This window comes from Cedecea selenatireducens, from assembly GCF_042138895.1.
GTDB classification, from domain to species: Bacteria; Pseudomonadota; Gammaproteobacteria; order Enterobacterales; family Enterobacteriaceae; genus Cedecea; species Cedecea selenatireducens.
This window is the reverse complement of sequence record NZ_JBHIKW010000004.1, coordinates 1-25,684: the sequence shown is the minus strand read 5'-3', so window position 1 is coordinate 25,684 and position 25,684 is coordinate 1. Positions and strand designations below refer to the sequence as shown.

Annotated in this window: 24 protein-coding genes; 12 read left to right on the top strand and 12 right to left on the bottom strand. The window is 58.3% G+C overall.

The genetic code is table 11. From position 1 onward, the window contains the following. Positions 1 to 66: 66 nt before the first annotated feature. The 9 genes from ACE38U_RS07970 to ACE38U_RS07930 all read left to right on the top strand — a co-directional run bounded on the left by ACE38U_RS07970 (position 67) and on the right by ACE38U_RS07930 (position 8,787). Positions 67 to 726 (top strand): AzlC family ABC transporter permease, encoded by a 660-nt coding sequence (locus tag ACE38U_RS07970; protein WP_038482572.1) that lies wholly within the window; start codon positions 67 to 69, stop codon positions 724 to 726. Continuing rightward, positions 726 to 1,049: a branched-chain amino acid transport AzlD family protein gene (locus tag ACE38U_RS07965; RefSeq protein ID WP_176983285.1), complete on the top strand. Its 324-nt coding sequence runs from the start codon at positions 726 to 728 to the stop codon at positions 1,047 to 1,049. Before ACE38U_RS07970 ends, ACE38U_RS07965 begins: the two co-directional genes overlap by 1 nt. Positions 1,050 to 1,245: 196 nt before the next feature. Then, entirely contained in the window at positions 1,246 to 1,485 is a 240-nt protein-coding gene (locus ACE38U_RS07960) for a DUF2554 family protein (RefSeq protein ID WP_038472131.1), read from the top strand. A gap of 118 nt (positions 1,486 to 1,603) precedes the next feature. Further along, positions 1,604 to 3,229, top strand: coding sequence for a TIGR04028 family ABC transporter substrate-binding protein (locus ACE38U_RS07955; protein ID WP_176983284.1), 1,626 nt, complete (start codon positions 1,604 to 1,606; stop codon positions 3,227 to 3,229). A gap of 9 nt (positions 3,230 to 3,238) precedes the next feature. Further along, entirely contained in the window at positions 3,239 to 4,183 is a 945-nt protein-coding gene (locus ACE38U_RS07950; protein ID WP_038472127.1) for an ABC transporter permease, read from the top strand. Continuing rightward, on the top strand, positions 4,180 to 5,040 hold the full coding sequence (locus tag ACE38U_RS07945; RefSeq protein ID WP_375529454.1) for an ABC transporter permease: 861 nt from the start codon (positions 4,180 to 4,182) through the stop codon (positions 5,038 to 5,040). The genes ACE38U_RS07950 and ACE38U_RS07945 overlap by 4 nt, the downstream gene beginning before the upstream one ends. Then, positions 5,037 to 6,656, top strand: coding sequence for a dipeptide ABC transporter ATP-binding protein (locus tag ACE38U_RS07940; RefSeq protein WP_038472123.1), 1,620 nt, complete (start codon positions 5,037 to 5,039; stop codon positions 6,654 to 6,656). The genes ACE38U_RS07945 and ACE38U_RS07940 overlap by 4 nt, the downstream gene beginning before the upstream one ends. Next, on the top strand, positions 6,653 to 7,699 hold the full coding sequence (locus ACE38U_RS07935; RefSeq protein WP_375529453.1) for a putative FMN-dependent luciferase-like monooxygenase: 1,047 nt from the start codon (positions 6,653 to 6,655) through the stop codon (positions 7,697 to 7,699). Before ACE38U_RS07940 ends, ACE38U_RS07935 begins: the two co-directional genes overlap by 4 nt. Continuing rightward, complete coding sequence (locus ACE38U_RS07930; RefSeq protein WP_375529642.1) at positions 7,693 to 8,787, top strand: alkylhydroperoxidase domain protein; 1,095 nt, start codon at positions 7,693 to 7,695, stop codon at positions 8,785 to 8,787. Before ACE38U_RS07935 ends, ACE38U_RS07930 begins: the two co-directional genes overlap by 7 nt. 385 nt (positions 8,788 to 9,172) lie before the next feature. Here ACE38U_RS07930 and paaK read toward each other — a convergent pair whose 3' ends face one another. The 11 genes from paaK to paaA are packed head-to-tail and all read right to left on the bottom strand — an operon-like array spanning position 9,173 to position 18,687. Beyond that, positions 9,173 to 10,489 carry a phenylacetate--CoA ligase PaaK gene (gene paaK, locus ACE38U_RS07925; RefSeq protein WP_038472117.1) on the bottom strand — a complete coding sequence of 439 codons (1,317 nt, stop codon included), beginning with the start codon at positions 10,487 to 10,489 and terminating at the stop codon, positions 9,173 to 9,175. 23 nt (positions 10,490 to 10,512) lie between these two features. Next, the gene (gene pcaF, locus ACE38U_RS07920) at positions 10,513 to 11,721 is read right to left on the bottom strand and encodes a 3-oxoadipyl-CoA thiolase (RefSeq protein WP_375529452.1); all 1,209 of its coding nucleotides are present in this window, start codon (positions 11,719 to 11,721) and stop codon (positions 10,513 to 10,515) included. Next, positions 11,718 to 12,143 (bottom strand): hydroxyphenylacetyl-CoA thioesterase PaaI, encoded by a 426-nt coding sequence (gene paaI, locus ACE38U_RS07915; RefSeq protein ID WP_375529451.1) that lies wholly within the window; start codon positions 12,141 to 12,143, stop codon positions 11,718 to 11,720. Before paaI ends, pcaF begins: the two co-directional genes overlap by 4 nt. After that, the gene (locus ACE38U_RS07910) at positions 12,133 to 13,557 is read right to left on the bottom strand and encodes a 3-hydroxyacyl-CoA dehydrogenase (protein ID WP_176983278.1); all 1,425 of its coding nucleotides are present in this window, start codon (positions 13,555 to 13,557) and stop codon (positions 12,133 to 12,135) included. Before ACE38U_RS07910 ends, paaI begins: the two co-directional genes overlap by 11 nt. A gap of 2 nt (positions 13,558 to 13,559) precedes the next feature. Then, positions 13,560 to 14,348, bottom strand: coding sequence for a 2-(1,2-epoxy-1,2-dihydrophenyl)acetyl-CoA isomerase PaaG (paaG, locus tag ACE38U_RS07905; RefSeq protein ID WP_176983312.1), 789 nt, complete (start codon positions 14,346 to 14,348; stop codon positions 13,560 to 13,562). Further along, positions 14,348 to 15,115: a 2,3-dehydroadipyl-CoA hydratase PaaF gene (gene paaF, locus ACE38U_RS07900; protein WP_375529450.1), complete on the bottom strand. Its 768-nt coding sequence runs from the start codon at positions 15,113 to 15,115 to the stop codon at positions 14,348 to 14,350. Before paaF ends, paaG begins: the two co-directional genes overlap by 1 nt. Next, positions 15,115 to 16,182 (bottom strand): 1,2-phenylacetyl-CoA epoxidase subunit PaaE, encoded by a 1,068-nt coding sequence (paaE, locus tag ACE38U_RS07895; RefSeq protein ID WP_375529449.1) that lies wholly within the window; start codon positions 16,180 to 16,182, stop codon positions 15,115 to 15,117. Before paaE ends, paaF begins: the two co-directional genes overlap by 1 nt. A 7-nt stretch (positions 16,183 to 16,189) precedes the next feature. After that, the gene (paaD, locus tag ACE38U_RS07890) at positions 16,190 to 16,684 is read right to left on the bottom strand and encodes a 1,2-phenylacetyl-CoA epoxidase subunit PaaD (RefSeq protein WP_375529448.1); all 495 of its coding nucleotides are present in this window, start codon (positions 16,682 to 16,684) and stop codon (positions 16,190 to 16,192) included. 10 nt (positions 16,685 to 16,694) lie between these two features. Then, the gene (gene paaC / locus ACE38U_RS07885; protein WP_038472101.1) at positions 16,695 to 17,450 is read right to left on the bottom strand and encodes a 1,2-phenylacetyl-CoA epoxidase subunit PaaC; all 756 of its coding nucleotides are present in this window, start codon (positions 17,448 to 17,450) and stop codon (positions 16,695 to 16,697) included. Between the two features lie 8 nt (positions 17,451 to 17,458). Beyond that, positions 17,459 to 17,746, bottom strand: a complete 288-nt coding sequence (gene paaB / locus ACE38U_RS07880; protein WP_008461407.1) for a 1,2-phenylacetyl-CoA epoxidase subunit PaaB — start codon at positions 17,744 to 17,746, stop codon at positions 17,459 to 17,461. 11 nt (positions 17,747 to 17,757) lie between these two features. Further along, entirely contained in the window at positions 17,758 to 18,687 is a 930-nt protein-coding gene (paaA, locus tag ACE38U_RS07875; RefSeq protein WP_375529447.1) for a 1,2-phenylacetyl-CoA epoxidase subunit PaaA, read from the bottom strand. Positions 18,688 to 18,971: 284 nt separating this feature from the next. Here paaA and paaZ point away from each other — a divergent pair, with 284 nt between their 5' ends. Both paaZ and tynA read left to right on the top strand, forming a co-directional pair. Continuing rightward, positions 18,972 to 21,017 (top strand): phenylacetic acid degradation bifunctional protein PaaZ, encoded by a 2,046-nt coding sequence (paaZ, locus tag ACE38U_RS07870; protein WP_375529446.1) that lies wholly within the window; start codon positions 18,972 to 18,974, stop codon positions 21,015 to 21,017. Positions 21,018 to 21,342: 325 nt separating this feature from the next. Beyond that, the gene (gene tynA / locus ACE38U_RS07865) at positions 21,343 to 23,616 is read left to right on the top strand and encodes a primary-amine oxidase (RefSeq protein ID WP_375529445.1); all 2,274 of its coding nucleotides are present in this window, start codon (positions 21,343 to 21,345) and stop codon (positions 23,614 to 23,616) included. A gap of 41 nt (positions 23,617 to 23,657) precedes the next feature. Here the strand turns inward: tynA and ACE38U_RS07860 are convergent, their stop codons facing one another. Next, entirely contained in the window at positions 23,658 to 24,347 is a 690-nt protein-coding gene (locus tag ACE38U_RS07860) for a class I SAM-dependent methyltransferase (protein ID WP_375529444.1), read from the bottom strand. A 471-nt stretch (positions 24,348 to 24,818) separates the two neighbouring features. Between ACE38U_RS07860 and ACE38U_RS07855 the strand changes: the two genes are divergently transcribed. After that, a complete protein-coding gene (locus ACE38U_RS07855; protein ID WP_176983068.1) occupies positions 24,819 to 25,670 on the top strand; it encodes a hypothetical protein in 852 nt (283 codons plus the stop codon). The last annotated feature ends 14 nt before the right edge of the window (positions 25,671 to 25,684 follow it).

The following is a 25,684-nucleotide window of genomic DNA, read 5'->3' as shown; positions in this document are numbered from 1 at the left end:
CTTGATATGGTAGCAGATTGCGGTCATTATAATGACGATTTCGTTCGATATGGAAACCATTACATGATGCGCGCCCACCTCCGCACCCTGCCCGGAGACACCAAAAAAGCCATTTTCCTCGTCTGCCTCGCCGTCGGCGTCGTGGGCGTTTCTTACGGCTCACTCGCGATGGCCTACGGCTTCCCGCTCTGGCTGCCGGTGCTGGCCTCTTTTGTCGTGCTGGCGGGGGCATCCGAATTTATGTTTATCGGCATTATCGCCAGCGGCGGTAATCCTTTTGCGGCCGCGATGGCTGGCCTGCTGGTTAACGCCAGGCATATTCCGTTTGGCGTCGCCGTACGGGAACTGGTGGGCACACGCCTGCTAAGCCTCCTGGGCTGCCATATCATGAACGACGAGAGCGTCGTTTTCGGCCTGTCTCAGGCCACGCCTGAAAAACGCAAAGCCGCCTACTGGCTCTGCGGCGCGGGTGTCGCACTTTTCTGGCCTGCGGGAACCCTGCTCGGCGCGGCGGTAGGCAGCCTGCTTCCTTCGCCGGAAGTTATCGGGCTGGACGCGGTTTTCCCGGCTATTCTGCTGGCGCTGGTTATTCCGGCCTTTAAAAGCCGTACCACGCTGGTTCGCGCCTCAACCGGGGCAGCTATTTCACTGGCCGCCACGCCTTTTGCTCCCGTTGGGCTGCCGGTGCTGCTTTCCATGTTAGGCCTGCTGGCGAGGAAAAAATAATGACCAATACCCTTACCGTGCTTGCCGGGCTGGCCGTGCTGTCTGCGGGAACGTGGCTGATGCGTTTTACCGGCGCGAAGCTTGGCAACAAGATGGCGCTGTCCGACCGTGCACAAAAGCTGCTTAACGACGGGGCGACCACCCTGCTGTTTTCCGTCGCCCTGGCGACCACGTTTTTTGAAGGCTCTCATTTCGCAGGGTACGCCAGGTTTGCAGGCGTGGCCGTGGCGGTGTTCCTCGCCTGGCGCAAGGTACCGCTGATCTTCGTGATTATTGCCGCCGCGCTGGTGACGGCGCTCCTGCGTCTGGCGGGTATTCACTGATCGGGCTGCCGCCTTTACGGCGGCCTCCCTGCACACCTCAGGTTAACCGCAGCGCAACAAAACAACTTCCTTTCCCGCTTTTACCTTGCTGACAAACCTTTAACTCACTTTTGATAAGTCGAATAGTTCCGCGACGGGATTATCGCTAGAGTAGCCACGTTCCGTACAAGGAAAAACACACACGAGGCGCGACAAGATGGCACTAAAAAATCAGCTGAGCATTATCCTGTTATTAATTGTGACCGCACTTTTCTCCGGACAGACCCTGGCCGAGCGTCACGGGCACGAATACTTCGTGGTGAAAGATATCGATATTCAGCTTAGCCACCAGGCAGACAGCGATGAACTGCGCCAGGCGGCAGAAGATTCCGCTGATGATTTCCGGGAACACCATCATGCGGTCACCCACAGACGGCCAGCCACCTATTTGCGTTAAGTCGATTTTCAACAATCGTTAGTAGATTTTCTTCGTTCTCATCCTTTATTGCCTGAGTTGTTATGAGTTTCAAGGCGCTGCGTGCGCTACTAACAATCAGACAATAAAGGATAACACCATGCCATCATCGCCTCGCCAGACCGCTATCGCTCGCGGGCTGGCATTAGCAGCAGCCTTTGCTGCTTTCAGCACCAGCGCCGCCCCGATCAAAGGCGGCGAATTGGTCTACCTGGAACAACAGGCTCACACCAACCTTTACCCTCCGGCCGGAGGCTTCTACCCCAACGGCGGGATCCTGAACCAGGTCACCGACAAATTGACCTGGCAGAACCCTAAAACGCTGGAAGTTGAGCCGTGGATTGCCGAATCGTGGACCAGCAACGCGGATAAAACCGAATACACCTTCAAACTGCGGCCGGGCGTAACGTTCTCCGACGGTACCCCGCTGGACGCCAACGCGGTAGCCAAAAACTTTGATACCTACGGCCTCGGCAATAAAGCCCTGCGCCTGCCGGTTTCCGAAGTCATCAACAACTATGACCACAGCGAAGTTATCGACCCTCTGACGGTGAAGTTCTTCTTTAAAAAGCCGTCTCCGGGCTTTTTACAGGGCACCGCGACCATCGGCTCAGGCCTGGTTTCGCTGAAAACGCTGGCACGTAACTTTGATGAACTGGGCGATGCCCGCAATATCATCGGCTCCGGGCCGTTCGTGGTGCAAAACGAAACCCTGGGCCGCGAAGTGGATTTAGTTGCCCGCAAAGACTACCAGTGGGGGCCGAAAAACAGTCCGCAGCAGGGGCCAGCCAACCTCGACGGCATCAAGATCCTGGTCACGCCTGAAGACAGCGTGCGCATTGGCGCGCTGCTGGCGGGCCAGGCCGACTTTATTCGTCAGGTACAGGCCTACGATGAGAAGCAGGCCACCGACCAGAAGTTCCCTGTCTACGCGGCACCCACCCGGGGCGTGAACGACGGCATTGCGCTGCGCCCGGATAACCCGCTGGTAGCCGACGTCAAAGTCCGCCAGGCGCTGCTGCACGGCACCAACGCTCAGCAGGTTGTTGACACCCTGTTCTCAGCTAACTATCCGGTGGCCACCTCGGTGATTGCCAGCACCGCCGCCGGGTACGTTGACCTGCGCGATAAGCTGAAATATGACCCGACGCTGGCGAATAAGCTGCTTGATGACGCCGGCTGGAAAAAAGGCAGCAACGGTATTCGCGAGAAAGACGGTAAACCGCTGGCGCTGACCATCTATGAATCCCTACCGCAGCCGCAGAATAAAGAGGTTTTACAGCTGGTTGCCCAGCAGTGGAAGCAAATCGGCGTTGGTCTTAGCGTGCGCGCCGGGGATGCCGGTAGCCGGGTGCTGGATACCAACAATCCGCAGAAAACCGGGGTTAACGTTATCGAAGTGGGCCGTGCCGATCCGGACGTGATTAAAAGTCAGTTCCATCCGGCCAACCGCGATGCCCTGCTGCAAAAAGGCGGGCTCAGCGCTACCTCGCAGTTTAGCGATGACAAGCTGAACGCCCTGCTCGTCGGGATTTCGTCCGAAGTCGATCCGCAAAAGCGTCTCGCGCTGGCAGGTGACGCCCAGCGTTATCTGATTGACCAGGCCTACGTGATCCCGATTTTTGAAGAGCCACAGGTCTTTGCCGGTGCGCCGTGGCTGAAGGGCGTTGCCTTTGAAGCCGTGGGCCGCCCTTCGTTCTACGCCGCCTGGCTTGAAAAACACTAAGGGGTAGCCATGACACGTTATCTGGCCGGGCGCACTGCCCAGGCGTTGCTGGTACTGTGGGCGGCCTATAGCGTGTCGTTCATTCTTCTGCAGCTATTGCCAGGAGACGCCATCCTGATCAAATTCCAGAACCCTGACCTTGGGCTTAGCGCGGAACAGATTCAGGAGATGCGCGTTATCTACGGCGAAAGCACCCCGCTGTGGCAGCAGTATCTGACAACGCTTGGCCATATGCTGCGCGGTGATTTTGGCTATTCCATCGAGGCTGGCGTTTCGGTCAGCCAACTGATTACCGCCAATCTGCCTTCGACGCTGCGCTTAGCCGGGCTGGGTTTTGCCGCCGCGATTATTCTCGCCGTCGGTATTTCAGCGGCCTCCACGCTCGCACCGCTTCGCTGGCTTCGAACGTTGTTTGCCAACCTTCCGGCCCTGTTTATCGCCGTGCCGACCTTCTGGCTCGGCATTGCGTTAATCCAGCTGTTTTCCTTCCACTGGCGGCTGATTCCGGTAATCAATCCCGGCTTCTGGCAGGGGCTCATTTTGCCGGTCGCCACGCTCGCGGTGCCAATCAGCGCCCCGCTTGCCCAGTTGCTGATGAGGAATATCGACCAGGTGCTGACTCAGCCTTATGTGGCCGTTGCCCGCGCAAAAGGCGGCAGCCGCGCGGGTGTCCTGTGGCGACACGTTGCCCGTAACGCTCTGCTGCCGGTGCTGACCGTGGCCGGTTTGCTGCTGGGTGAACTGATTGCCGGGGCGCTTATCACCGAAACCGTTTTTGGCCTTAACGGCCTGGGACAGCTGACGCAGCGGGCGGTGAATAATCAGGACGTCGCCGTGCTGCAGGCGGTGGTGATGATTTCCGCCCTGAGCTTCGTGGTCATTAACCTGCTGGTGGATGTGATTTATCCCCTGCTCGATCCGCGCCTGAAGTCTATTCGGGGAGTAACCGCATGACGACCGTTGATATCAATACCCCGCTGCCGCGCCGGACGGAGCGCCGGTTCTCCGGCTTCCGCGCCAGCATTCAGCCCGGCCTTTGGCTGGCCTGGTTAACGCTGATTATTGTCGCACTTTGGGCGCTGTTCCCGTCGCTGTTTACTCAGTGGAGCCCTACCGAAGGCGTGCCGGGTGCGCAGCGCCTTGCCCCCCAGGCCGGGCACTGGCTGGGCACCGACCAGCTTGGGCGCGATCTCTACGCGCGAATCGTCTGGGGGGCTTCTCACTCGCTTTCCGGCGCGCTGGTGGCCGTGGCGCTTGGCCTGGTGGTCGGGACCGCACTTGGCGTCCTGGCCGGGGCAACCGGAGGCAAGACTGAACACGCGCTAATGCGCGGCGTCGACGTGCTGCTGGCGATCCCCGGCCTGCTGCTTTCGCTCAGCGTTATTATTCTGCTTGGTTTCGGCACGGTGAATGCGGCCATCGCCGTTGGGATTACGTCGATTGCCAACTTTACCCGCCTGGCCCGTGCGGAAGTGGTTCGTATTCGTCACAGCGATTACGTCGAGGCTGCCGTCGGCAGCGGCGGCACATTCCTGCAGGTGCTTTGGCGCCATATTTTGCCGAATGCGCTGACCTCGGTGTTCGCCTTTGCCGCGCTGCAGTTTGGCTCCGCTATTCTGGCGCTCTCTACGCTGAGTTTTCTGGGTTACGGCACCCCGCCGCCGACGCCGGAATGGGGTTTACTGATTGCCGAAGGCCGGAACTATCTGGCGACGGCCTGGTGGCTCTCCACGTTCCCAGGCGTTGTAGTCGTAGCCGTGGTGTTGGCCGTCAACCGCATTAGCCACCATTTTGCCCGGAGGTCGTCATGAATACGCCGCTGTTAAAAATTACTAATCTGAGCATCGCCTGGCGTCAACGTGGTGGCAGCAGGCGCGTGGTGCACAACGCTTCTTTTAGCCTGCACGCCGGAGAAGTGCTGGCGATAGTCGGCGAATCTGGCTCAGGGAAAACGACCCTTGCCCAGTCGATTATTGGGCTGCTGGGTGAAAACGGCATTATCGAATCTGGCGAAATCCAGCTCAACGGAGAGCCAGTCAGCCGCTGGTCAGAGCGTCAGCTCGACGCCCTGCGCGGGGCCAGCATCAGCCTGATCCCGCAGGATCCGGGCAGTTCGTTAAACCCGGTAAAAACCATCGGCCAGCAGGTGGCCGAGGTGCTGAAGCTTCATACCCGCCAGCCTAAAGCCGAGCGGGAAAGCCAGGTGGTTGCGCTGCTCGAAAAAGTGGGGCTCAGCCACCCTGCGCAGCGGGCCAACCAATACCCACATCAGCTTTCCGGCGGCATGAAACAGCGGGTGCTGATCGCCATGGCTATCGCGCTTAAACCCGCGCTGATTATTGCCGATGAGCCGACCAGCGCGCTGGACGTTACGGTGCAGAAGCGCATTCTTGATTTGCTGGATACTCTGCGCCGTGAATCCGGCACGGCGGTGCTGTTCGTGACGCACGACCTGGCGCTGGCCGCCCAGCGTTCCGACCGTATTCTGGTGTTCCGTGACGGGCGAATCCAGGAGTCCGGCCCGACCGCTGAAGTGGTGAAGTACCCTAAAAATCCTTATACCCGCCAGCTGTTTGCCGATGCGCCTGGCCTGTCGCGCACGCTACGCCCCTGGCCGCTACGCGCCCCGCAAACCGCCGCAATTGAGATCCGTAATCTGAGTCAGCATTTTTCGCTTGGCAAAGACAGCGCCCAGACGCTGCGGGCGCTGGACGACGTTTCATTTACCGTGGCCAAAGGCACCACTCACGCGCTGGTCGGCGAGTCCGGTTCCGGTAAATCGACGCTGGCGCGTATTCTGCTTGGCTTCCAGAAGCCGGACGCAGGGAAAGTGCTGATTGACGGCATCGACACCACCGATCTCAGCCCGGAGGCCCGCCGTCAGCTCCGGCAAAAAATTCAGCTGGTTTATCAGAACCCTTTTGCCTCGCTGGATCCGAGCCAGACGCTATTTCGCATCATTGAAGAGCCGCTGCTTAACTTCGGCAAGCTGTCGAAGGCCGAGCGGCGCGCCAAAGTTGAAGCCATCACCGAACGCGTTGCGCTCCCGCTTGAGGCATTAACCCGTAAACCTCGCGAGCTTTCTGGCGGGCAGCGCCAGCGCGTGGCCATTGCTCGCGCGCTGATTCTGGAGCCACAAATTCTGGTGCTGGATGAGGCCACCTCTGCGCTGGATGTGACGGTGCAGGCGCAAATTTTACGCCTGCTCGACGACTTACAGCGGCAGCTCGGCCTGACTTACCTGTTTATTTCTCACGACCTCGCCACCGTCCGCCAGCTGGCGCACAGCGTTTCTGTTCTGCGCGCCGGTGAGCTGGTGGATAACGGCCCGATTGCCGACGTATTTAACGCCCCGGCCAGCGATTATACCTGGCAGCTGCTTAACGCTATTCCCGATATTGGCTCCGGCCATAAGGACGTTGCATGACCATTAAACGACTGGGCTTTTTTACTCGCCTGCTTGACCACGCCCCGGCCGCCGAACGCTATCGCCTGGCAACGGAGCAAATTATTCACGCCGAATGGCACGGTTTCGACGCCGCCTGGGTAGCACAGCACCACTTTCACGAAGCCGAGGGTGGCCTGCCTGCCCCGCTGGTTTTTCTGAGCCACGTGGCGGCTCACACCCGGCGCATACGGCTTGGCACGGGCATTATTACCCTGCCAATGGAGTCTGCGCTACGCGTGGCGGAAGACGCGGTCGTGCTGGATCTGCTCAGCGGCGGGCGCTTTGAGCTTGGCGTCGGTTCAGGCGGCACGCCGGGTTCTTTCCCGGCGTTTGGACTACAGAGCGCGGAAAGGGGAAAAATTTACGCCGACAATCTCGCAATACTGCGCTCGGCCCTGAACGATGAGCCGCTTGTGGGCACGGATAACCACCTTTACCCGGCCTCACCGCAGCTAAAAAGCCGTATCTGGCAGGCGACGTTTTCCGTCGATGGCGGTGCGCGAGCGGGAAAAGCGGGTGACGGGCTGATGCTTTCCCGCACCCAACCTCGTCCGGTCGACGCGCTGGATACCCCGCTGGATGAGATTCAAAACCCAATCATTGATGCCTATCTGGACGCCTTGCCCGAAGGTGTTGAGCCGCGCATCCTGGGCTCAAGAACCGGTTTTGTCACTGACGACGCCGAACTGGCGAGGCAGCTCGCGGCAAGAGGACTGCGCCAGCAGGCAGAACAGCACCGGGCGCAGGGACACCCGGTTTTGGGCGACACGCTGGATAGCCATATTGCCGCGTTTGACGTTCACCTGGGCACGCCGCAGCAGGTTATTGCCTCACTGCTCCGCGACAGCACGCTCCAGCGCGTGACCGATCTTTCGTTCCAGGTGCATTCCATCGATCCGCCGCACGCCTACATTTTGCGTTCCATCGAACTGCTCGCGCAGCAGGTTGCCCCGGCGCTCGGCTGGGTTCGCAGCAGCGCCCGCCCAACCGCTACATCTTCACTGTCTAAGGAGTCATTATGAGTCATACGGATCTGCTTAATCAGCTGGCAGACATTATCCCCGGCACCTCGCTTGCTGAGGCTCGGGAAATTCGCGAAGCCGCAACAAGCCACGCGCAGGGCAGTTATGAGGCGCTTTTCGGCGAGACCAGCGCAAGTGGCCTGACATTAGTGGAAAGGCTTCATCTCGCCAGGCGAGTGGCGGAATGGCACGACGATGCCCGGCTCGCGGACCATTACACCCGGCGTCTGGCAGGCAAACCCGCCAGCGAACGCTTTAGCACGCTGCTCGATCATGCTGAGCGGCTAAGTTTTCAGCCGGTACAGGCTGGCTCGCAGGACGTCAACGCCCTGACTCAGGCGGGTTTTAGCGAAGAAGAAGTGGTGACACTGTCACAAATTATTGGCTTCGTGGCCTTTCAGAGCCGCCTGTTACGCGGGCTGCGCCTGATTGGCGGCCAGCCGGTAGACGGCGAACAGGTGCGCATTCCGGCTGCCGGAGAGTGGCACCGACAGCCGCTCACCGCCAGCGGCAAATCCGCCCCGGTGGCGTTTACCCAGGCCGAGCTTAACTGGGAACCGTGGATAGCCGCCCTGCCTTATGCGGAATACGGCCCGGAGCAGCAGGAAACGCTCAAGCGCTTCGGGCACCAGGACTCGGATTATTTCCGTCTGCTGGGACGCAACCTGCCGGTGCTGGAGCAGCGTACCCTTACCGACAAAGGGATTTTCTACACGCCGGGCGGTTTGCCCCGTGCCGAACGCGAGCTTGCCGCCACGGTGGCCAGCAAGGTAAACGGCTGCATTTACTGCGCGTCGGTTCACGCCCGCAAGGCCAGCCAGCTTTCAAAACATAACGAAGCCATCGAACGTTTGCTCGCCATCGAACCGGGCGGGACGCTGAGCGATGGACAGTCCCCTCGCTGGCAGGCCGAAATTAACTTTTCTGCGGCGTTATCCTCCACCCCAGCGAGCGCCAATGCTCAACAGATACAAGCCCTGAGAGAACTGGGATTAAGCGAGCTTGAGCTGCTGGATTTGGTGCAGTCCACGGCCTTTTTCGCCTGGGCAAACCGTCTGATGCTGACGCTGGGCGAGCCGTTTAACTAACTTTCTCCCTCGCCCCTTTGGGGAGAGGTGATAAACAATGTTTCCCATAGCTTTTTTTCTCCCTCGCCCCTTTGGGGAGAGGGCTGGGGTGAGGGGAAGATTTGTCCCCCGGACACGTTCACCGTGCTCTGAACGTGCAGGGAAAATCGAACTATAGGTGAACGGAATAACTTTAGTCGATAAATACATTATTAAAAACAATAAGTTAAATCAATCTGTGTGCGTCACCAGTTCCTGCCCAACGGTGAAAGCCTTTGCACCGGTACAAAGGCTTTCCGATCTCATGTAAGAAGACAAAAAGATTTGCAATTACTGCGGCCGGGAAGAAATACGGGCCGTGGAAGGTTATCCATCGGCCCGTCATTAGTGACAAAGTCACGTATAGTTAATGATTAGCCGCCTGACGCAGGTCGCAAACCCGGATTGCTTTGCCTTCAGAACGAGGCAGGCTGCCGCAGTTCACGATGGTGATATCCGTTGAAATCCCTACCATAGACTTAATGCGATGCCGCAGCTCGTGGCAAACCCCACAGCGCTGTTCGTGACTGAGATACAGGCTGCTCTCCTTCAGCTCTACCTTGATCGCCAGAGTGTCAAGATGCCCACGACGATGCACCTCCAGCTGGTAATGCGGCGCCAGGTGCTGGAATTTCAGGATCTCTTCTTCCAGCTGGGACGGGAATACGTTCACGCCGCGAATGATCAGCATGTCGTCGGAACGGCCGGTAATCTGGTCCATACGGCGCATGGTACGTGAGCTGCCGGGCAGCAGGCGAGTTAAGTCGCGGGTGCGGTAGCGGATAACCGGCAGCGCTTCCTTGGTTAACGTGGTGAACAGCAGCTCGCCGTGCTCGCCGTCTTCCAGCGGCACGCCGCCCTGCGGATCTACGATTTCCGGGTAGAAATGGTCTTCCCAGATCGTCGGGCCATCACGCGACTCCAGGCACTCCATCGCCACGCCCGGCCCCATCACTTCTGACAGGCCGTAAATATCCAGCGCGGTGATGCCCAAGCGGCGTTCAATTTCTGCCCGCATGGCTTTGGTCCACGGCTCCGCGCCAAAAACGCCCACGCGCAGCGAGCAGCCGCTGGCGTCACCGCCCATCTGGCGTTCCAGCTCTTCAATCAGGTTCAGGCACCAGGACGGCGTGACCATGATCATGTCCGGCTGAAAATCGCGGATCAGCTGCGCCTGTTTTTCAGTCTGGCCCCCGGACATCGGGATAACGGTCGCCCCAAGGCGCTCTGCGCCGTAGTGCGCGCCCAGCCCGCCGGTAAACAGGCCGTAGCCGTAGGAAACGTGAATTTTATCTTTTGGCGTACCGCCTGCGGCTCGCAGCGAACGCGCCACCAGGTTAGCCCAGTTATCAATGTCGTTTTGGGTGTAACCCACAACCGTAGGTTTGCCCGTCGTCCCGGAAGAAGCGTGAATACGAACGACCTGCTCCATCGGCACGGCGAAAGTATCAAAAGGATAGTTATCGCGCAGATCCTGCTTGGTGGTGCAAGGGAACAGGCGAATGTCTTTCAGCTCTTTAAAATCGTCAGGGTGCACGCCCACGGCGTCAAATTTGCGCTTATACATCGGGACGTTGTTATAAGCGTGGTTAAGCGTCCATTTCAGGCGCTGCGTTTGCAGGGCCTGCAGCTCATCCAGCGACGCGGTTTCAATCGGTTCCAGCTTGGTTTCAGAGGTTATCATTATTAGGGTACTCGCAGGTTTGACTAGCTCACACGCTCAAGGATCAGGGCAATGCCCTGACCCACACCGATACACATGGTGCAAAGGGCATACCGCCCGCCGCGCCGGTGCAGCTCCAGGCTGGCCGTTAACGTCAGTCTGGCTCCGCTCATCCCCAGCGGGTGTCCTAACGCAATCGCGCCGCCGTTAGGATTCACATGCGGGGCATCATCCGGGAGCCCCAGTTGGCGAAGCACGCCGAGCGCCTGCGCGGCGAAGGCTTCGTTTAGTTCAATTAAGTCCATGTCGTGGATGCTTAGCCCGGCAATTTCCAGCACTTTTCGCACCGCCGGAACCGGCCCCAGCCCCATCAAACGCGGCTCTACGCCCGCCGTCGCCATGGCGACAATACGCGTCCTGGGCGTCAGCCCGTGCCGCAGCGCGGCGGCTTCGCTTGCGATAATCAGCGCCGCCGCCCCGTCGTTCACGCCGGAAGCATTGCCCGCCGTCACTACGCCGTTGGCGCGGAACGGCGTTTTTAGCGCCGCCAGCTGCTCAAGCGTGGTTTCTGCGCGCGGATGCTCGTCATCACGCATTTCGGTCACAGCCCCTTTGCGCCCGCTGAGCGTGACCGGCACGATCTCTTCGGCCAGAATGCCCTTTTGCTGCGCGCGGGCGGTACGCTGCTGGCTGCGAAAGGCAAATCGGTCCTGGTCTTCGCGGCTTATTTTTAACAATTCCGCTACATTCTCTGCCGTTTCCGGCATGCTGTCAGTACCAAATTGCGCGGCCATGAGCGGGTTCACAAAACGCCAGCCGATGGTGGTGTCAAACATCTCCGCCTGACGCTGGAACGGCGAGCTGGCTTTGCCCATCACAAACGGCGCACGGGACATGGATTCCACGCCGCCCGCCAGCATCAGCTGCGCATCACCGGCTTTAATGGCGCGAGCGGCAAAGCCCACGGCATCCAGCCCGGAACCGCACAGGCGGTTAATGGTTGTGCCCGGAACGTCGACAGGTATACCCGCCAGCAGCGTTGCCATGCGCGCCACGTCGCGGTTATCTTCCCCGGCCTGGTTCGCGCAGCCGAAGATCACGTCGTCCACGGCGCTCCAGTCCAGATTTGGGTAACGTGCCCGCAGCGCTTTTAACGGCAACGCGGCCAGGTCATCCGCCCGCACGCCCGAAAGCGCCCCGCCGTAGCGGCCAATCGGAGTACGCACGCCATCGCAAATAAAAGCCTGACTCATAATTTTTCTCCTGAAAGCGTCGTACCGATGCGATGGGCGCGGCCGCGGAACAGCGCCAGCGTCTTCTCATCCTGATTAATAATTTCGATGTCGTAGACGCCGGTCTGACGTCCCTGCTGACGAACATGCGCCACCGCTTTTAGCCGCTCGCCCGCCTTGCCGGGGCGCAGAAATTCAATGCTGCAACCGGATGCTACGGCCGCCAGCCCCTGGCTGTTGCAGGCGTAGGCAAAGGCGGTATCGGCCAGGGTAAACAGCTGCCCGCCGTGGCAGGTCTGGTGCCCGTTGAGCATCGCTTCGGTGATGGTCATAGTGAGCAGCGCAAAACCGTCGCCCATCTCAATAACTTCAATCCCCATTTGTTTGGCGCAGTTGTCGCGCGCGTACATCAGGCGAGCGTTATCCCAGGCATTAGTGCTCATGTTGGTTCTCCAGCAGCGCGCGCTGGCGCAGTAAAGACGTCGGGCGGTAGCGCTCTTCGCCGTAGTGGCGCTGGAGGTTTTCCAGCAGCGTTAAGACATTTTGCCAGCCCAGCCGCGCTCCCCAGGCCAGTGGCCCCTGCGGATAGTTAACGCCGAGCTGCATGGCGGTATCGATATCCGCTTCTCCGGCCACGCCTTTCTGCAGCGCGTCCAGCGCCTCGTTGGCCAGCATCGCCACCGTGCGCCAGGCCAGCATGCCTGGGTAGTCGTTAATCACCAGCACCTGCTTGCCCTGCCGCTGGAAGTAATGGGTCACCTTTGCCAACTGCTGCGGCGTCACTGAAGCCGAAGGCGCCAGCACTTCCAGAGCGGACTCGGCCAGCCTGTCCCGCAGCACCACCGGACGTTTCAGTTCGGCTGACATGGCAGTGGCGGTCATACCGCTGGTAATGGCGACCACAATGCCGTCAAGCTCAAGCGTTTTGCCGGACTGCGTAACCTGTTTTGCGGCAAATTCTTCGGACATCTGGGGCTGGTACTCCGGCTTCGCCTCAAGCGGCCAGCGGTAAACGCCCTGCCCGGTTTTCTTGCCCAGGCGTTTGCCCAGCACCAGCTCCTGCTGGGTTAAGGAAGGCAGGAAGCGGCGCTCCTGCCAGAAAGCGTTAAACACCGAGCAGGTCACGGCGAAGTTGACGTCCTGGCCAATCAGATCGGTTAACGCCAGCGGCCCCATCGGGAAGCCCGCACCGTCGCGTAAAGCCGCATCGATGGCCGCAGCCGGAGCCACCTGCTCCTCCAGCGCACGCCAGGCTTCGGCATAAAACGGCCGCGCCACGCGGTTAACGATAAAGCCGGGCGTGGAATGGCAACGTACCGGCTGTTTTCCCCAGCGCAGCGCCAGTTCACAAAGCCGCTCGGCAATTTCCGGTGAGGTTTCCAGGCCGCTGACCACCTCCACCAGCTTCATCACCGGCGCAGGATTAAAGAAATGCAGCCCGACCACGCGTGCCGGGTGGCTGATTCCGCTGGCAATAGCGGTGATGGAAATGGAGGAGGTATTGCTGGCAAAGACGGTATCAGCGCCGCACACCGCCGCTAAATCGCGGAAGATCGCCTGCTTGATGTCAATTTGTTCGGCCGCCGCCTCAATCACCAGCTCAGCCTGAGCCAAATCTGCCAGCGTTTCTGCCGGATGCAGCCGGGCAAGCGTTGACTGACGGCTGGCATCATCCAGCTTACCTTTGGCAACGCGGGCGCTTAGCGCGGTGTCAATGCCGTCAATTGCGCGCTTTGCCGCACCGGGCTGAATGTCATACAGCCAGACGGCATGGCCCGCGCTGGCGGCCACCTGCGCAATACCTGCGCCCATGGTGCCGCTGCCTATCACCGCTATAACAGCATCAGGTGTCAGCATGCTCATTTCCCCTTAAAGGTCGCCGGGCGCTTCGCCAGAAAAGCAGAAACCCCTTCGCGATAGTCTTCGCTGCGGCCGGCCAGGCGCTGATAATCGCGCTCCAGGTCTAGCTGGGCATCCAGAGTGTTGGTTTCCGAGGCGTAAAGCGCTTTTTTGATAAGGCCCAGGCCAAAGGTCGGCTGGGTAGCAAAGTGTTGAGCCAGCTGGCGGGCGGTATCGCCTAGCTGTTCGTCATCCACCACCTGCCAGATCATGCCCCACTCGTGCGCCTGTTCCGCGCTCAGCGTGTCGCCAAGTAATGCCAGCCCCATAGCGCGTGCCCGCCCGGTCAGGCGGGGTAAGAACCAGGTGCCGCCGCAGTCGGGCACCAGCCCCAGCTTGCTGAAAGACATAATGAATTTTGCCGAACGCGCGGCGATAACCATGTCGCAGCCCAGCGCCAGCGTGGCTCCGGCACCAGCCGCGACGCCGTTGACCGCTGCAATCACCGGCTTCGGCAACTTCGCCAGGCGGCGCAGCAGCGGGTTGTAAAAGGTTTCAACCGAATAACCGAGATCCGGCGCGTCGCCGCCTGGGTCAACGTTACGGTCGTTGAGATCCTGCCCGGCGCAGAAGCCACGCCCCGCCCCGGTGATCAGCAGGCAGCGGATGGTTTCATCCCTTTCGGCCTGGGTCAGGATTTCCGCCAGCTGGCGATGCATCTCGTCGTTAAAGCTGTTCAGCCGCTCCGGGCGGTTCAGGGTCAGGGTCATCACCCCGTTTTGCACATCGCTAACAATAAAACTCATGATTAACGTCCTTTGAATTCAGCAGGTCGTTTTTCCAGAAAAGCGGCGATGCCTTCCTGACGATCTTCGGTGGCGGCGAGCAGCGTAAACAGCTGGCGTTCCTGCAGCAGGCCCTGGCTCAGGCCCGTGTTCTGCGCCTGTTGAAGCGCGTTTTTCGCGGCCTGCAGCGCAAGGGGTGCATGACGAGCGATGCTTGCGGCAAGTTTCTGCGCGTATTCAAGCGTCAGCGCGGCAGGATGTACTTCGGCAACCAGCCCGGCACGTAAAGCCTGCGGTGCGTCGATAGCTTCACCGCTCAGCACCATGCGGTAAGCCAGCGCCTTGCCTACGCTGCGGATAAGCCGCTGGGTGCCGCCCGCGCCGGGCATAATCCCCAGCGTGATTTCCGGCAGGCCGAAGCGTGCGTTATCCCCGGCAACGATAATGTCGCTCAGCAGCGCCAGCTCGCAGCCTGCGCCGAACGCATAGCCGTTAACGGCGGTCATCAGCGGTTTGGGAAAGCGTTCAATGCGCGCCCAAAGCTGGGGCCGGGGATCGTTCAGCGTGGCGGGCATATCCCGGCTCGCCATCTCTTTTAAGTCCGCTCCGGCGGCAAAAAAGCGCTCATTGCCGGTGATAACGACGGCACCGATGGATTCGTCCTGCTGCGCGGCTTCCAGCGCTTCGGCGATCTGCGTCAGCAGGGCGTTGTTGAGCGCATTGCGAGCCTGCGGGCGGTTCAGCGTCAGGGTCAGCACCCGGCCGCTCTGTTGGCTTAGAAGTTCGCTCATCACAGCCCCTGCGCGTCAAAATCGAGCACCACGTCGTCGCCCTTCGGCAGCGCCTGGCAGCTCAGCACGTAGCCTGCGGCCAGCTGATCCGGCTCGAGGCTGTAGTTGACGCCCATTTTCACTTCGCCGCGCAGTACCTTGCAGCGGCAGGTGGCGCAGACGCCGCCTTTGCAGGCATACGGCAGATCCGCGCCCTGGCGCAGCGCCGCGTCGAGAATGCTTTCGTCCCCGGCGGTCAGGGTAATCTGGCGATCCACGCCGTCCTGGCGCAGGATCACGGTTTTACCCGCAGCCTGAGCACGTGAACGAGCGCCCGGCGTCACGCCAGGCGTGTTGAAGTGCTCGAGATAAATATCCTGCTGCGCCACGCCCATCTCTTTCAGCGTGGCTTCGGCAGCCTGCATCATGCTTTGCGGGCCACAGATAAAGGTGCGGTCAAAGCCTTTGACGTCCAGCAGATGGTCGCCGAGCTGTTTTAGCTTCGCGCCGTCCAGGCGGCCACTGAGCAATTCGCTGTCCGATTTTTCCTGGCTGAACAGGTAAATCAGCTGCAGACGCTGCGGGTAACGGTCTTTCAGGTCGGCCAGCGCCTGGCGGAACATCATGCTGGCGCTGCTGCGGTTGCCGTAGACCAGCGTCACGCTGCTTTGCGGCTCCGTGGCAAGCGTGGCGCCGATAATCGCCAGCATTGGCGTAATGCCTGAGCCCACCGCCAGCGCCAGATAGTTCCCGCGAGTTTCCGCTTCCGGCTGATAGCCAAACGTCCCCTGCGGCACCATCACTTCCAGCGACATGCCGGCGGCTAAATCACTGACCGCGTACTGCGAGAAACGGCCGCCTTCAATGGCTTTGACCGCGACGCAGATCTCACCCGGATTGTCCGAGCGACAGATGGAATAGCAGCGGCGCAGCTCTTCATCGCCCAGGCGGGCTTTCAGCGTCAAATGCTGGCCGGGGCGAAAGCGATATTGCCCACGCAGCGCGTCCGGCACCGCAAACGTGATCGCCACCGCCTCTGCGGTTTCTGGTTCGATACGTGCCACTTTCAGGGAATGAAATAAAGGCATAGCATCCTCAAATACATTTAAAGTAATCAAAGGGTTCCCGGCAGCTGTCGCAGCGATAAAGCGCTTTGCAGGCCGTGGAGCCGAATTCACTGATGAGCGAAGTGTGTTCGCTCCCGCAGCGCGGGCAGGTCACCTGGGCGGCGACAGTCGCGTGGCAGGCATGCCCCTGCGGTGGGCTGATGCCGTATTCGCGCAGCCTGGTTTTGGCCTCCGACGACATCCAGTCCGTCGTCCAGGCGGGATGCAAAACCAGCTTGATATGCACCGGGCTTAGGGCTGCACCCTCCATCGCTTCCCGGATGGCGGCGAGCAAGAACTCGGTCGCCGGGCAACCTGAATACGTCGGCGTGAAGCCGATATGCCAGCCGTCCTCGCCGTGTTCTACGCTGCGTACCATGCCAAGGTCGGTGATGGTCAGCACCGGGATTTCCGGGTCACTGATTTGACTCAGCAGACGCCAGACGTCGCGGACGGCGGCGGGCTGAAGCGTGGCGGTTTGCATTCTCTTCTCCTTACCACTGCTGGTTCGGGTAAGCGCGCTGCAGGTACTGCATTTCAGCCAGCAGCGGGCCGAGGTGTTCGGTGTGTAAGCCTTGCTTACCGCCGGTGCGGTATGGCTGTTCTGCCGGGGCCTGCAGCGAGGCATCGCTCAGTCCGGCGGTCACTTCTTGCAACCATTCAGCTTTGAGGCCACGCGGATCGACCGCGATTCCCTGCTCTGCCAGCGTCGTTTCCAGCTCATCGGCGACGAACATTTCGCCGCTGAAGCGCCACAGTTTGTTCACAGCGCTTTGCGCTTTTGCCTGCGAAAGCTCGGTGCCGTTGCCCAAGCGAACCAGCCAGCCGCGGCTGAAACGCAGGTGATAGCGCACTTCTTTAATCGCTTTAGCTGCGATGGCCGCCAGCTGCGGATCTTTGCTTTCTACCAGGCGGCTGAAAAGCGAGACGTGCCACGCATCCAGCAGATACTGTCGCACCAGCGTTTCGGCAAAATCACCGTTGGGCTGTTCCGCCAGCAGCAGGTTGCGGTATTCACGTTCATCACGCCCAAAGGCCAGCCTGTCTTCATCGAGGTGCTCACCTTCCCGCCCGGCGGCATAGGTCAGGAAGTTGCGTGCCTGGCCGAGCAGGTCGAGGCCAATGTTGGCCAGCGCGAGGTCAATTTCCAGCTCCGGCGCATGACCGCACCAGGCGCTCAGGCGCTGGGCGAGGACAAGGCAGGTGTCGCCGAGGCGCAGGCTGTAGGTCGCTACAGGATCGAGTGTCATTGGCGGCCTCACATGTGCTCGATGCCGTCAGGCAGCGTGTAAAACGTCGGGTGGCGGTAGACTTTGCTGTCTGCCGGGTCGAAAAATTCCGGGCGTTCTTCCGGCTGCGAGGCCACGATTTCGCTCGCTTTCACCACCCAGATGGAGCAGCCTTCGCTGCGACGGGTGTAGGCGTCGCGGGCGTTTTCTAGCGCCATCTGGTCGTCGGCCGCGTGCAGGCTGCCGACATGGCGGTGGGACAGCCCCTTTTTATTACGGATAAACACTTCGTACAGCGGCCAGTAAATTTTGCTCATCTCTTACTCCTTCAGGCGGCGGTGCGGGCCTGTTGTTTTTCGGCATACGCAAGGGCGGCTTCGCGCACCCATGCCCCCTCTTCCCAGGCTTTACGCTTGGCGGCAAGGCGCTCTTCGTTGCATAAGCCGCGCCCGGCCACTACTTCGTTAAATTCCTGCCAGTCAATGTCGCCAAAGCGGTAGTGGCCGGTAGCCTCATCCAGATGCAGATCGGGATCCGGCACGGTCATGCCCAGCAGCTCTACCTGCGGCACCGTGTTGTCGACAAAGCGATGGCGCAGCTCGTCGTTACCGAAGCGTTTGATTTTCCAGGCGAGGCTTTGGGCGCTGTTCGGCGAGTTGTCGTCGTTGGGCCCGAACATCATCAGCGCCGGCCACCAGAAGCGGTTAATGGCGTCCTGCAGCATCTGGCGCTGTTCCGGGCTGCCCTTCGCCAGCACGTTGCAGGCTTCAAACCCCTGACGCTGGTGGAAGCTTTCTTCTTTACAGATTTTCACCATCGCACGGGCGTAAGGGCCGTAAGAAGTCCGGCACAGCGCGACCTGGTTGACGATAGCGGCTCCGTCAACCAGCCAGCCAATAACCCCAATGTCGGCCCAGTTGAGCGTCGGGTAGTTAAAGATGGAGGAGTACTTCATCTTGCCGTCGAGCATCTTCTGGTAGATATCTTCCCGGGCGCAGCCCAGGGTTTCGGCGGCGCTGTAGAGATACAGGCCGTGCCCGGCTTCATCCTGCACTTTGGCCAGCAGAATGGCCTTGCGGCGCAGGCTGGGCGCACGCGTTATCCAGTTGCCTTCCGGCAGCATGCCGACAATTTCCGAGTGCGCATGCTGGCCTATCTGGCGGATCAGCGTTTTGCGGTAAGCCTCCGGCATCCAGTCCTGCGGCTCTATGGCGGTTTCCTGCTGGATGCGCTCGTCAAAGCGTTCTTGTTCTGTCACGGCATCACCTTATGATTCAATTTAAGCCAACACATTGCGATATTGCGAATCACATCATGATTAAAAGTTACAGATAAGTTAACGAAGATCGCAAAGATTACACCGCATGTTTGTGAGGCTTATCACGTAAAATTTCGCTAAAACCATATTTATCATTGATATAAATCAATAACAAAAATAACACCCCATCACGTTGTTAATAATTTATTAAATTACAGCTTGATTTTTATGATTCACAAAACAAACACTGTAAGCATTAAATGCAGCATGTAATGGAGAGTGAGATGCAAAAGTTAACCAGCTATCTGTCCGGGACGTGGTTTAGCGGCCAGGGTAAAGAAAGAACCATTTTTCATGCCGTTAGCGGCGAACCGCTGTGGCAGGTAACCAGCGAAGGCGCGGACATGGCGGCGGCAAAACGCTTCGCTATTGAACAAGGCGGCAAGGCACTGCAGGCGATGACGTTTATCCAGCGCGCCGCAATGTTAAAAGCCGTGGCTAAGCATCTGCTGGCGCAAAAAGAGGCGTTCTACGAGGTTTCGTACCAAACCGGGGCGACCCGCGCCGATAGCTGGGTAGACATTGAAGGCGGGATCGGTACGCTGTTTGCCTACGCCGGAATGGGCAACCGCGAGCTGCCGGATGACACGCTGTGGCCGGAAGACGAGTTGATTCCGCTCTCCAGACAGGGCGGATTCGCCGCCCGCCACGTGCTCACCTCGAAGTCCGGCGTGGCGCTGCACATCAACGCGTTTAACTTCCCCTGCTGGGGGATGCTCGAGAAGCTGGCCCCGACCTGGCTGGCCGGTATGCCCGCGATCGTTAAACCCGGCACGGCCAGCGCGCAGTTAACCCAGGCGATGGTCAAAGCGATAGTTGAATCCGGCCTGGTGCCGGATGGGGCGATCGGCCTGATTTGCGGCGGCGTGGGTGACCTGTTCGAGCATTTAGATGAGCAGGATGTGGTGACGTTTACCGGCTCGGCCATCACCGGACAAAAGTTACGTTGTCACTCAAATATCGTTGCCCGTTCTATTCCATTTACCATGGAAGCGGATTCACTGAACTGCTGCGTGCTGGCAGAAGATGTGACGCCTGAGCAGCCTGAATTTGCGCTGTTTGTGCGCGAAGTCGTGCGTGAAATGACCGCCAAGGCCGGGCAAAAATGTACCGCGATTCGCCGGATTATTGTGCCGCAAAACCGACTAGGTTCGGTGATCGAGGCGCTGAAGGCAAAACTGGGGAAAATTCAACCAGGCGACCCGGCGGTGGAAGGCGTGCGCATGGGGGCGCTGGTCAGCCTTGAACAGCGGGATGACGTGCAGCGTAAAGTTGACCAATTGATTGCCGCCGGATGCGAAGCCGTGCTTGGCGGTAAAGCAGATCTCGCTCAGCCGGGCGCGTTCTTCCCGCCGACTCTTTTGCTTTGCCAGCAGCCGGATGAAACGCCTGCGGTGCACGAGCTTGAGGCCTTCGGCCCGGTTGCCACCGTGATGCCGTACCGGGATGCTGAACACGCTATGGCGCTGGCTCGCGCCGGCCAGGGCAGCCTTGCCGGGACGCTGGTCACCGCCGATGAGCAAACTGCACGTGAATTTATTCTCGGTGCGGCTCGCGCTCATGGACGTATTCAGGTGCTGAACGAGGAGTCCTCGGTGGAGTCCACCGGGCACGGATCGCCGCTCCCAATGCTGGTTCACGGCGGCCCAGGCCGTGCGGGCGGCGGCGAAGAGCTGGGCGGCCTGCGTGCGGTGAAACACTATATGCAGCGCACCGCCATTCAGGGCAGCCCGACGATGCTTGCCGCCGTTAGCGGACAATGGAACTACGGCGCTAAAGTTCACGAAGATGCCGTGCATCCGTTCCGCAAACATTTTGAGGAGCTGCGTATCGGGGAAAGCATTCTCACCGCCCGCCGTACCGTGACGGAAGCCGACATCGCTAACTTTGCCAACCTGAGCGGCGACCGTTTCTATGCCCATACCGATAAAATTGGCGCAGCAGAATCTTTCTTTGGCGAACGCGTGGCGCACGGCTACTTTGTGGTGTCCGCCGCCGCCGGACTGTTTGTTGACCCCGGCGTCGGGCCGGTGATTGCCAACTATGGCATGGAAAACCTGCGCTTTATCGAACCGGTAAAAATCGACGATACGATTCAGGTGCGCCTGACCTGCAAACGTAAAACCGCCAAACCGCAGAAAACGGCGGAAGATAAGCCGGTTGGCGTGGTGGAATGGGCGGTGGATATCACCAACCAGCATCAGCAGACCGTTGCCCGCTACTCGATCCTCACCCTCGTTGCCCGCCTGAACGGTGATTTTACCGCTTGAGTCTTAAATGCCAGACAGGCAAGTCATCGCCTCTGGTTTACCCTCACCCTAACCCTCTCCCTAAAAGGGAGAGGGAACAAACAAATCCCCCCATAGGTTGTTTTCCCCCTCTCCCTCTGGGAGAGGGCCGGGGTGAGGGCTGAATTTAACCCGACGCTCATTTACCCAGAGGAATAAATCTCCCCAATCCCACATTCTGGCAACCACAGCAAAACGCTTGGCAGGGAATACAAGGGAAGCCCCGGCGGAAGTTGTTATGTTGAATCCGACAGACTTTATCCAGCACGCACATAACAACACAACGCACTTTTAAGGTGAGAAAGCGATGACAATGAAAACTGGAAAAAAAACGCTGGCGCTGGCTATTGCGCTCCTGACCTCGGCGGGGATTAACGCCCCTGCTTTTGCCCACGGCGGCGAGGCACATATGGTGCCAATGCAAAAAACGCTCGCGGATTTTGGCGCCGACGTCCAGTGGGACGATTACGCGCAGATGTTTACCATCGTCAAAGACGGTGCCTACGTGAAGGTGAAGCCCAACGCCACCTCCGCCATCGTGAATGGCAAAACGCTCAAGCTTGAAGTCCCGGTTACCTTTAAAGACAAAACGGCGTTTATCTCCGAAGGGTTTATCAATGAAGTGTTCCAGTCCGGGCTGGATCAAACCTTTGCGGTCGAGAAAAAACCGCACCCGCTGAACTCCCTGAGCGCCGACGAAATTAATCAAACGGTGGAGATAATCAAAGCCGCGGCGGGCTACAAGCCGAATATTCGCTTTACCGAGATTTCTCTGCGCGAGCCGCCGAAGGAGCAAGTCTGGAAGTTTGTGATGGACGGCACCAGCGTCAGCCAGCCGCGTGAGGCGGACGTCATCATGCTTGACGGCCGGCATATTATTGAAGCCACGGTAGATTTGGCCGCCGGAAAGGTGAAAAGCTGGAAACCGATTGAAGGCGCTCAGGGCATGGTGCTGCTGGACGATTTTGCCAGCGTACAGTCGATAATCAACAACAGCAAAGAGTTCGCCGAAGCGGTGAAAAAACGCGGCATCAGCGATCCGTCAAAAGTGGTCACTACCCCGCTTACCGTCGGCTATTTCGACGGCAAAGACGGCCTGAAGCAGGATCAGCGCCTGCTAAAAGTGGTGAGTTATCTTGACGTCGGCGACGGTAACTATTGGGCGCACCCGATTGAAAACCTGGTGGCGGTGGTCGATCTCGAGCAGAAAAAAATCATCAAGATTGAGGAAGGTCCGGTCATTCCCGTGCCGATGACCCCGCGCCCTTATGATGGCCGTGACCGGCAGGCTGCCAACCTGAAACCGCTGAATATCATTGAGCCAGAAGGGAAAAATTACACCATTACCGGCGACACGATCCGTTGGCAAAACTGGGATTTGCACCTGCGGCTGGACTCACGCGTGGGCCCAATCATCTCCACCGTGACCTGGAACGACAACGGCACCAAACGAAAGATCATGTATGAGGGGTCGCTCGGCGGGATGATCGTGCCGTATGGCGACCCGGATATCGGCTGGTATTTTAAGGCCTATCTGGATGCCGGTGATTACGGCATGGGCACGCTGACTTCCCCTATCGTGCGCGGTAAAGACGCGCCGGGCAATGCCGTCCTGCTGGACGAAACTCTGGCCGATTACACCGGCAAGCCAACCACTATTCCGCGCGCCATTGCAGTTTTCGAACGCTACGCCGGGCCGGAGTATAAGCACCAGGAGATGGGCCAGCCGAACGTCAGCAGCGAACGCCGCGAGCTGGTGATCCGCTGGATAAGCACCGTCGGCAACTACGACTACATTTTTGACTGGGTCTTCCACCAGAACGGCACCATCGGTATTGACGCAGGCGCGACCGGCATCGAAGCGGTAAAAGGCGTGAAGGCCAAAACCATGCACGACGCCACCGCGAAAGAAGATACCCGCTACGGCACGCTTATCGACCACAATATTGTTGGCACAACCCATCAGCATATTTATAACTTCCGCCTGGATCTGGACGTCGACGGCGAAAACAACAGCCTGACCGCTATCGACCCGGTAGTGAAGCCGAACACCAGCGGCGGGCCGCGCACAAGTACGATGCAAACCAATGAATATGCGATTAAAAACGAGCAGGACGCGGCGCAGAAATTTGATCCGGGCACCGTCCGTTTACTCAGCAATCCGAACAAAGAAAACCGCATGGGCAACCCGGTTTCCTACCAGCTGATCCCTTACGCAGGAGGGACTCACCCCGTCGCAACCGGCGCTAAGTTTGCCCCGGACGAGTGGATTTACCACCGCCTGAGCTTTATGGATAAGCAGCTGTGGGTGACTCGCTATAACCCGGATGAACGCTATTCCGAAGGGAAATACCCGAACCGCTCCGCGCACGACACCGGTCTGGGAGCATACAGCAAAGATAATCAGTCGCTGGAAAACACGGACAACGTCGTCTGGTTAACCACCGGCACCACGCATATTGCCCGCGCAGAAGAGTGGCCCATTATGCCGACCGAGTGGGTACATGCCCTGCTGAAGCCGTGGAACTTCTTTAACGAAACGCCAACGCTGGTAAAGTCAGAGGACATTACCAGTAAATAATCGGTTTGCGGCGCGCTATTTCAGCGCGCCGCCTTTTTAATTCAGGGCTTAATAGCCTGCCAGCCGTGAATGAGCAGCGACTGGAAGAACGGCTGTGCGCTGGTAAATCCCGCGTCAAGAAGTAACGCTTCGGTTTGACGAGGCGGTAGCAAAAGCAAACGCTGGCTAAGCTCAGCTTTCACCTCAGAAATGTCGCGCTCGCGTTGGGTATAAGCCTGCTGCAGCGCAACCCAATTTTTTAATTGCCCGTCAAAATCGGGATCCGCCATGTCTCCCGCTATTTCAGCGGCAATCAGCAGCCCTGTCGGTTTTAGCCTGTCGGCAATGTGCTGGTAAATACCACCGCGCTGCGGGTGCTGAATAAAGTGCGCCACCAGCAAACACAAAGCGGCGTCGTATTTTTCCCGTTCTGCAACGTCGATAACGTGGCCTTCAATCAGCGTGCAGCGGTCGCTCAGCCCTTCTCGCTCAAGCTTTTCTGCACAAACGGCAAGCATATCGGGAGAAGGATCCACGCCGGTAAACCGCCATCCAGGATGCTGATGTGCCAGCCTGACGATTTCCGTCCCGGTGCCTACGCCGACGCAGAGCACCTGCGCGTTCTCCGCAAGGCCCCTTAACAACAGCGCTATCAACGAATGCAGATTGTTTGCAATGTCTTTCAGGCGTTCGCTACTGGCGTCGTACTGGCGGGAAAACGCCGCGTTGAAAATGTCATTTGTATCGTGCATCACATCGCCTCTGATGGATTTTCGGTGGAAAACTGGGCAATAAACACCCAATAAACTCATGTAACTTACGATAACACATGAAATGAAACTTTAACAATTGTTTCCTTTTCGTACTCTTCACATCTTGTTGAGTCGAATTATATTTATAAGTAATCTTAAATTATTTTCCTGATGACATTTTTGTTCGAAACGATATACAGGAAATAAATCTTCCAATAAAGGAAGTCTTACTTCCCGTAAATGAAACAAAACATGACATCAGGTAACAACAAGCATCTTTCGTTACGAAAAAAGTAAAGATCGATAAAGTTCCGAGGATCCCATTTCATTATATGTGAACAATGATATAATTGGCAGCGGACTTACTCTGCATTCAAATAAATAAAATAACGTGTCACCTGCCTTTTATCACTGGCCTCAGACACTCATTTTACGGGAAATAACCCCGTAGCTGAATACCGAGAAAATAATATGACGCAACACCAACTCCAGGACACCATCGCCCGCTACAGTCAGCAATTAAAAAAGCATCCCTGCTTTCGCGAGGCCATTCGACATCATTATGACTCCCTGCTGGTAACCTATAAAAAACAGCCGCTCTTTTATAAAACAATTCTGCAAAGCTCCCGCTTTCATGTGGTGCTGGCGTTGCTGTGCTTTCACTACGGCGATCGCAAGGCCGTGCTGGCGGATATCAAAGAGTTCTGCGTAAAAATGGAGCTAACCAGCCTCAACACGGTGAATTCTCTGGTCACGCTGCTGCGCATTACCGGCAGAATGTCGCTGGAAAAAAGCGAGGATGACCGCCGGGTGCTGCTGTATAACCCCAGCGTGAAAGGCCTCAATGAAACCCGCAGCTATATGCAGATTTCTATTCCTTCACTGAAAATGCTGCTGCCGGAGAGCGTGCTTTCTATTCACGCTCTTGACGATAACAACACCTTTGAAAATTTTTTTCGCCGCAGCGCCAACCTGTTATTTGATGAGGTCATATTGAGTAGACTGGTGCCTAATAGCGCGATGTTTGTCGATAAAGACGCCGGACATATTATTATCCTCAGAATATACCTGATGGCTGCACAGAGTGAAGATGGCAAATGGTGGCTACGTCCCAATTACAACAAAACGGCGAAAGATCTGTCAGTGTCGAGAATGCACCTGAGACGCATCGTTAATTGCGGTATCATGGCGGGATTATTTAGCGAAGATAGCGCAGGCGTATTAGAAATACACAACGGCTTTATGGAAATGGCTGAGTCCTACTTTGGCTTTTATTTCTCGTTTATTCTGTACGGGCTTAATATCGACCCAACCAACGTATAAAAATGCCGGCTTTC

Coding starts and splice junctions, on each gene's coding strand:
- paaZ (WP_375529446.1), top strand. CDS start 18,972: ATGCAAAAGTTAACCAGCTATCTGTCCGGGACGTGGTTTAGCGGCCAG.
- ACE38U_RS07945 (WP_375529454.1), top strand. CDS start 4,180: ATGACGACCGTTGATATCAATACCCCGCTGCCGCGCCGGACGGAGCGC.
- ACE38U_RS07940 (WP_038472123.1), top strand. CDS start 5,037: ATGAATACGCCGCTGTTAAAAATTACTAATCTGAGCATCGCCTGGCGT.
- paaK (WP_038472117.1), bottom strand. CDS start 10,489: ATGATAACCTCTGAAACCAAGCTGGAACCGATTGAAACCGCGTCGCTG.
- ACE38U_RS07965 (WP_176983285.1), top strand. CDS start 726: ATGACCAATACCCTTACCGTGCTTGCCGGGCTGGCCGTGCTGTCTGCG.
- ACE38U_RS07960 (WP_038472131.1), top strand. CDS start 1,246: ATGGCACTAAAAAATCAGCTGAGCATTATCCTGTTATTAATTGTGACC.
- paaD (WP_375529448.1), bottom strand. CDS start 16,684: ATGCAAACCGCCACGCTTCAGCCCGCCGCCGTCCGCGACGTCTGGCGT.
- ACE38U_RS07910 (WP_176983278.1), bottom strand. CDS start 13,557: ATGCTGACACCTGATGCTGTTATAGCGGTGATAGGCAGCGGCACCATG.
- paaE (WP_375529449.1), bottom strand. CDS start 16,182: ATGCCTTTATTTCATTCCCTGAAAGTGGCACGTATCGAACCAGAAACC.
- ACE38U_RS07970 (WP_038482572.1), top strand. CDS start 67: ATGCGCGCCCACCTCCGCACCCTGCCCGGAGACACCAAAAAAGCCATT.
- paaI (WP_375529451.1), bottom strand. CDS start 12,143: ATGAGCACTAATGCCTGGGATAACGCTCGCCTGATGTACGCGCGCGAC.
- paaC (WP_038472101.1), bottom strand. CDS start 17,450: ATGACACTCGATCCTGTAGCGACCTACAGCCTGCGCCTCGGCGACACC.
- ACE38U_RS07935 (WP_375529453.1), top strand. CDS start 6,653: ATGACCATTAAACGACTGGGCTTTTTTACTCGCCTGCTTGACCACGCC.
- paaB (WP_008461407.1), bottom strand. CDS start 17,746: ATGAGCAAAATTTACTGGCCGCTGTACGAAGTGTTTATCCGTAATAAA.
- tynA (WP_375529445.1), top strand. CDS start 21,343: ATGACAATGAAAACTGGAAAAAAAACGCTGGCGCTGGCTATTGCGCTC.
- ACE38U_RS07855 (WP_176983068.1), top strand. CDS start 24,819: ATGACGCAACACCAACTCCAGGACACCATCGCCCGCTACAGTCAGCAA.
- ACE38U_RS07860 (WP_375529444.1), bottom strand. CDS start 24,347: ATGCACGATACAAATGACATTTTCAACGCGGCGTTTTCCCGCCAGTAC.
- pcaF (WP_375529452.1), bottom strand. CDS start 11,721: ATGAGTCAGGCTTTTATTTGCGATGGCGTGCGTACTCCGATTGGCCGC.
- ACE38U_RS07955 (WP_176983284.1), top strand. CDS start 1,604: ATGCCATCATCGCCTCGCCAGACCGCTATCGCTCGCGGGCTGGCATTA.
- paaF (WP_375529450.1), bottom strand. CDS start 15,115: ATGAGCGAACTTCTAAGCCAACAGAGCGGCCGGGTGCTGACCCTGACG.
- ACE38U_RS07950 (WP_038472127.1), top strand. CDS start 3,239: ATGACACGTTATCTGGCCGGGCGCACTGCCCAGGCGTTGCTGGTACTG.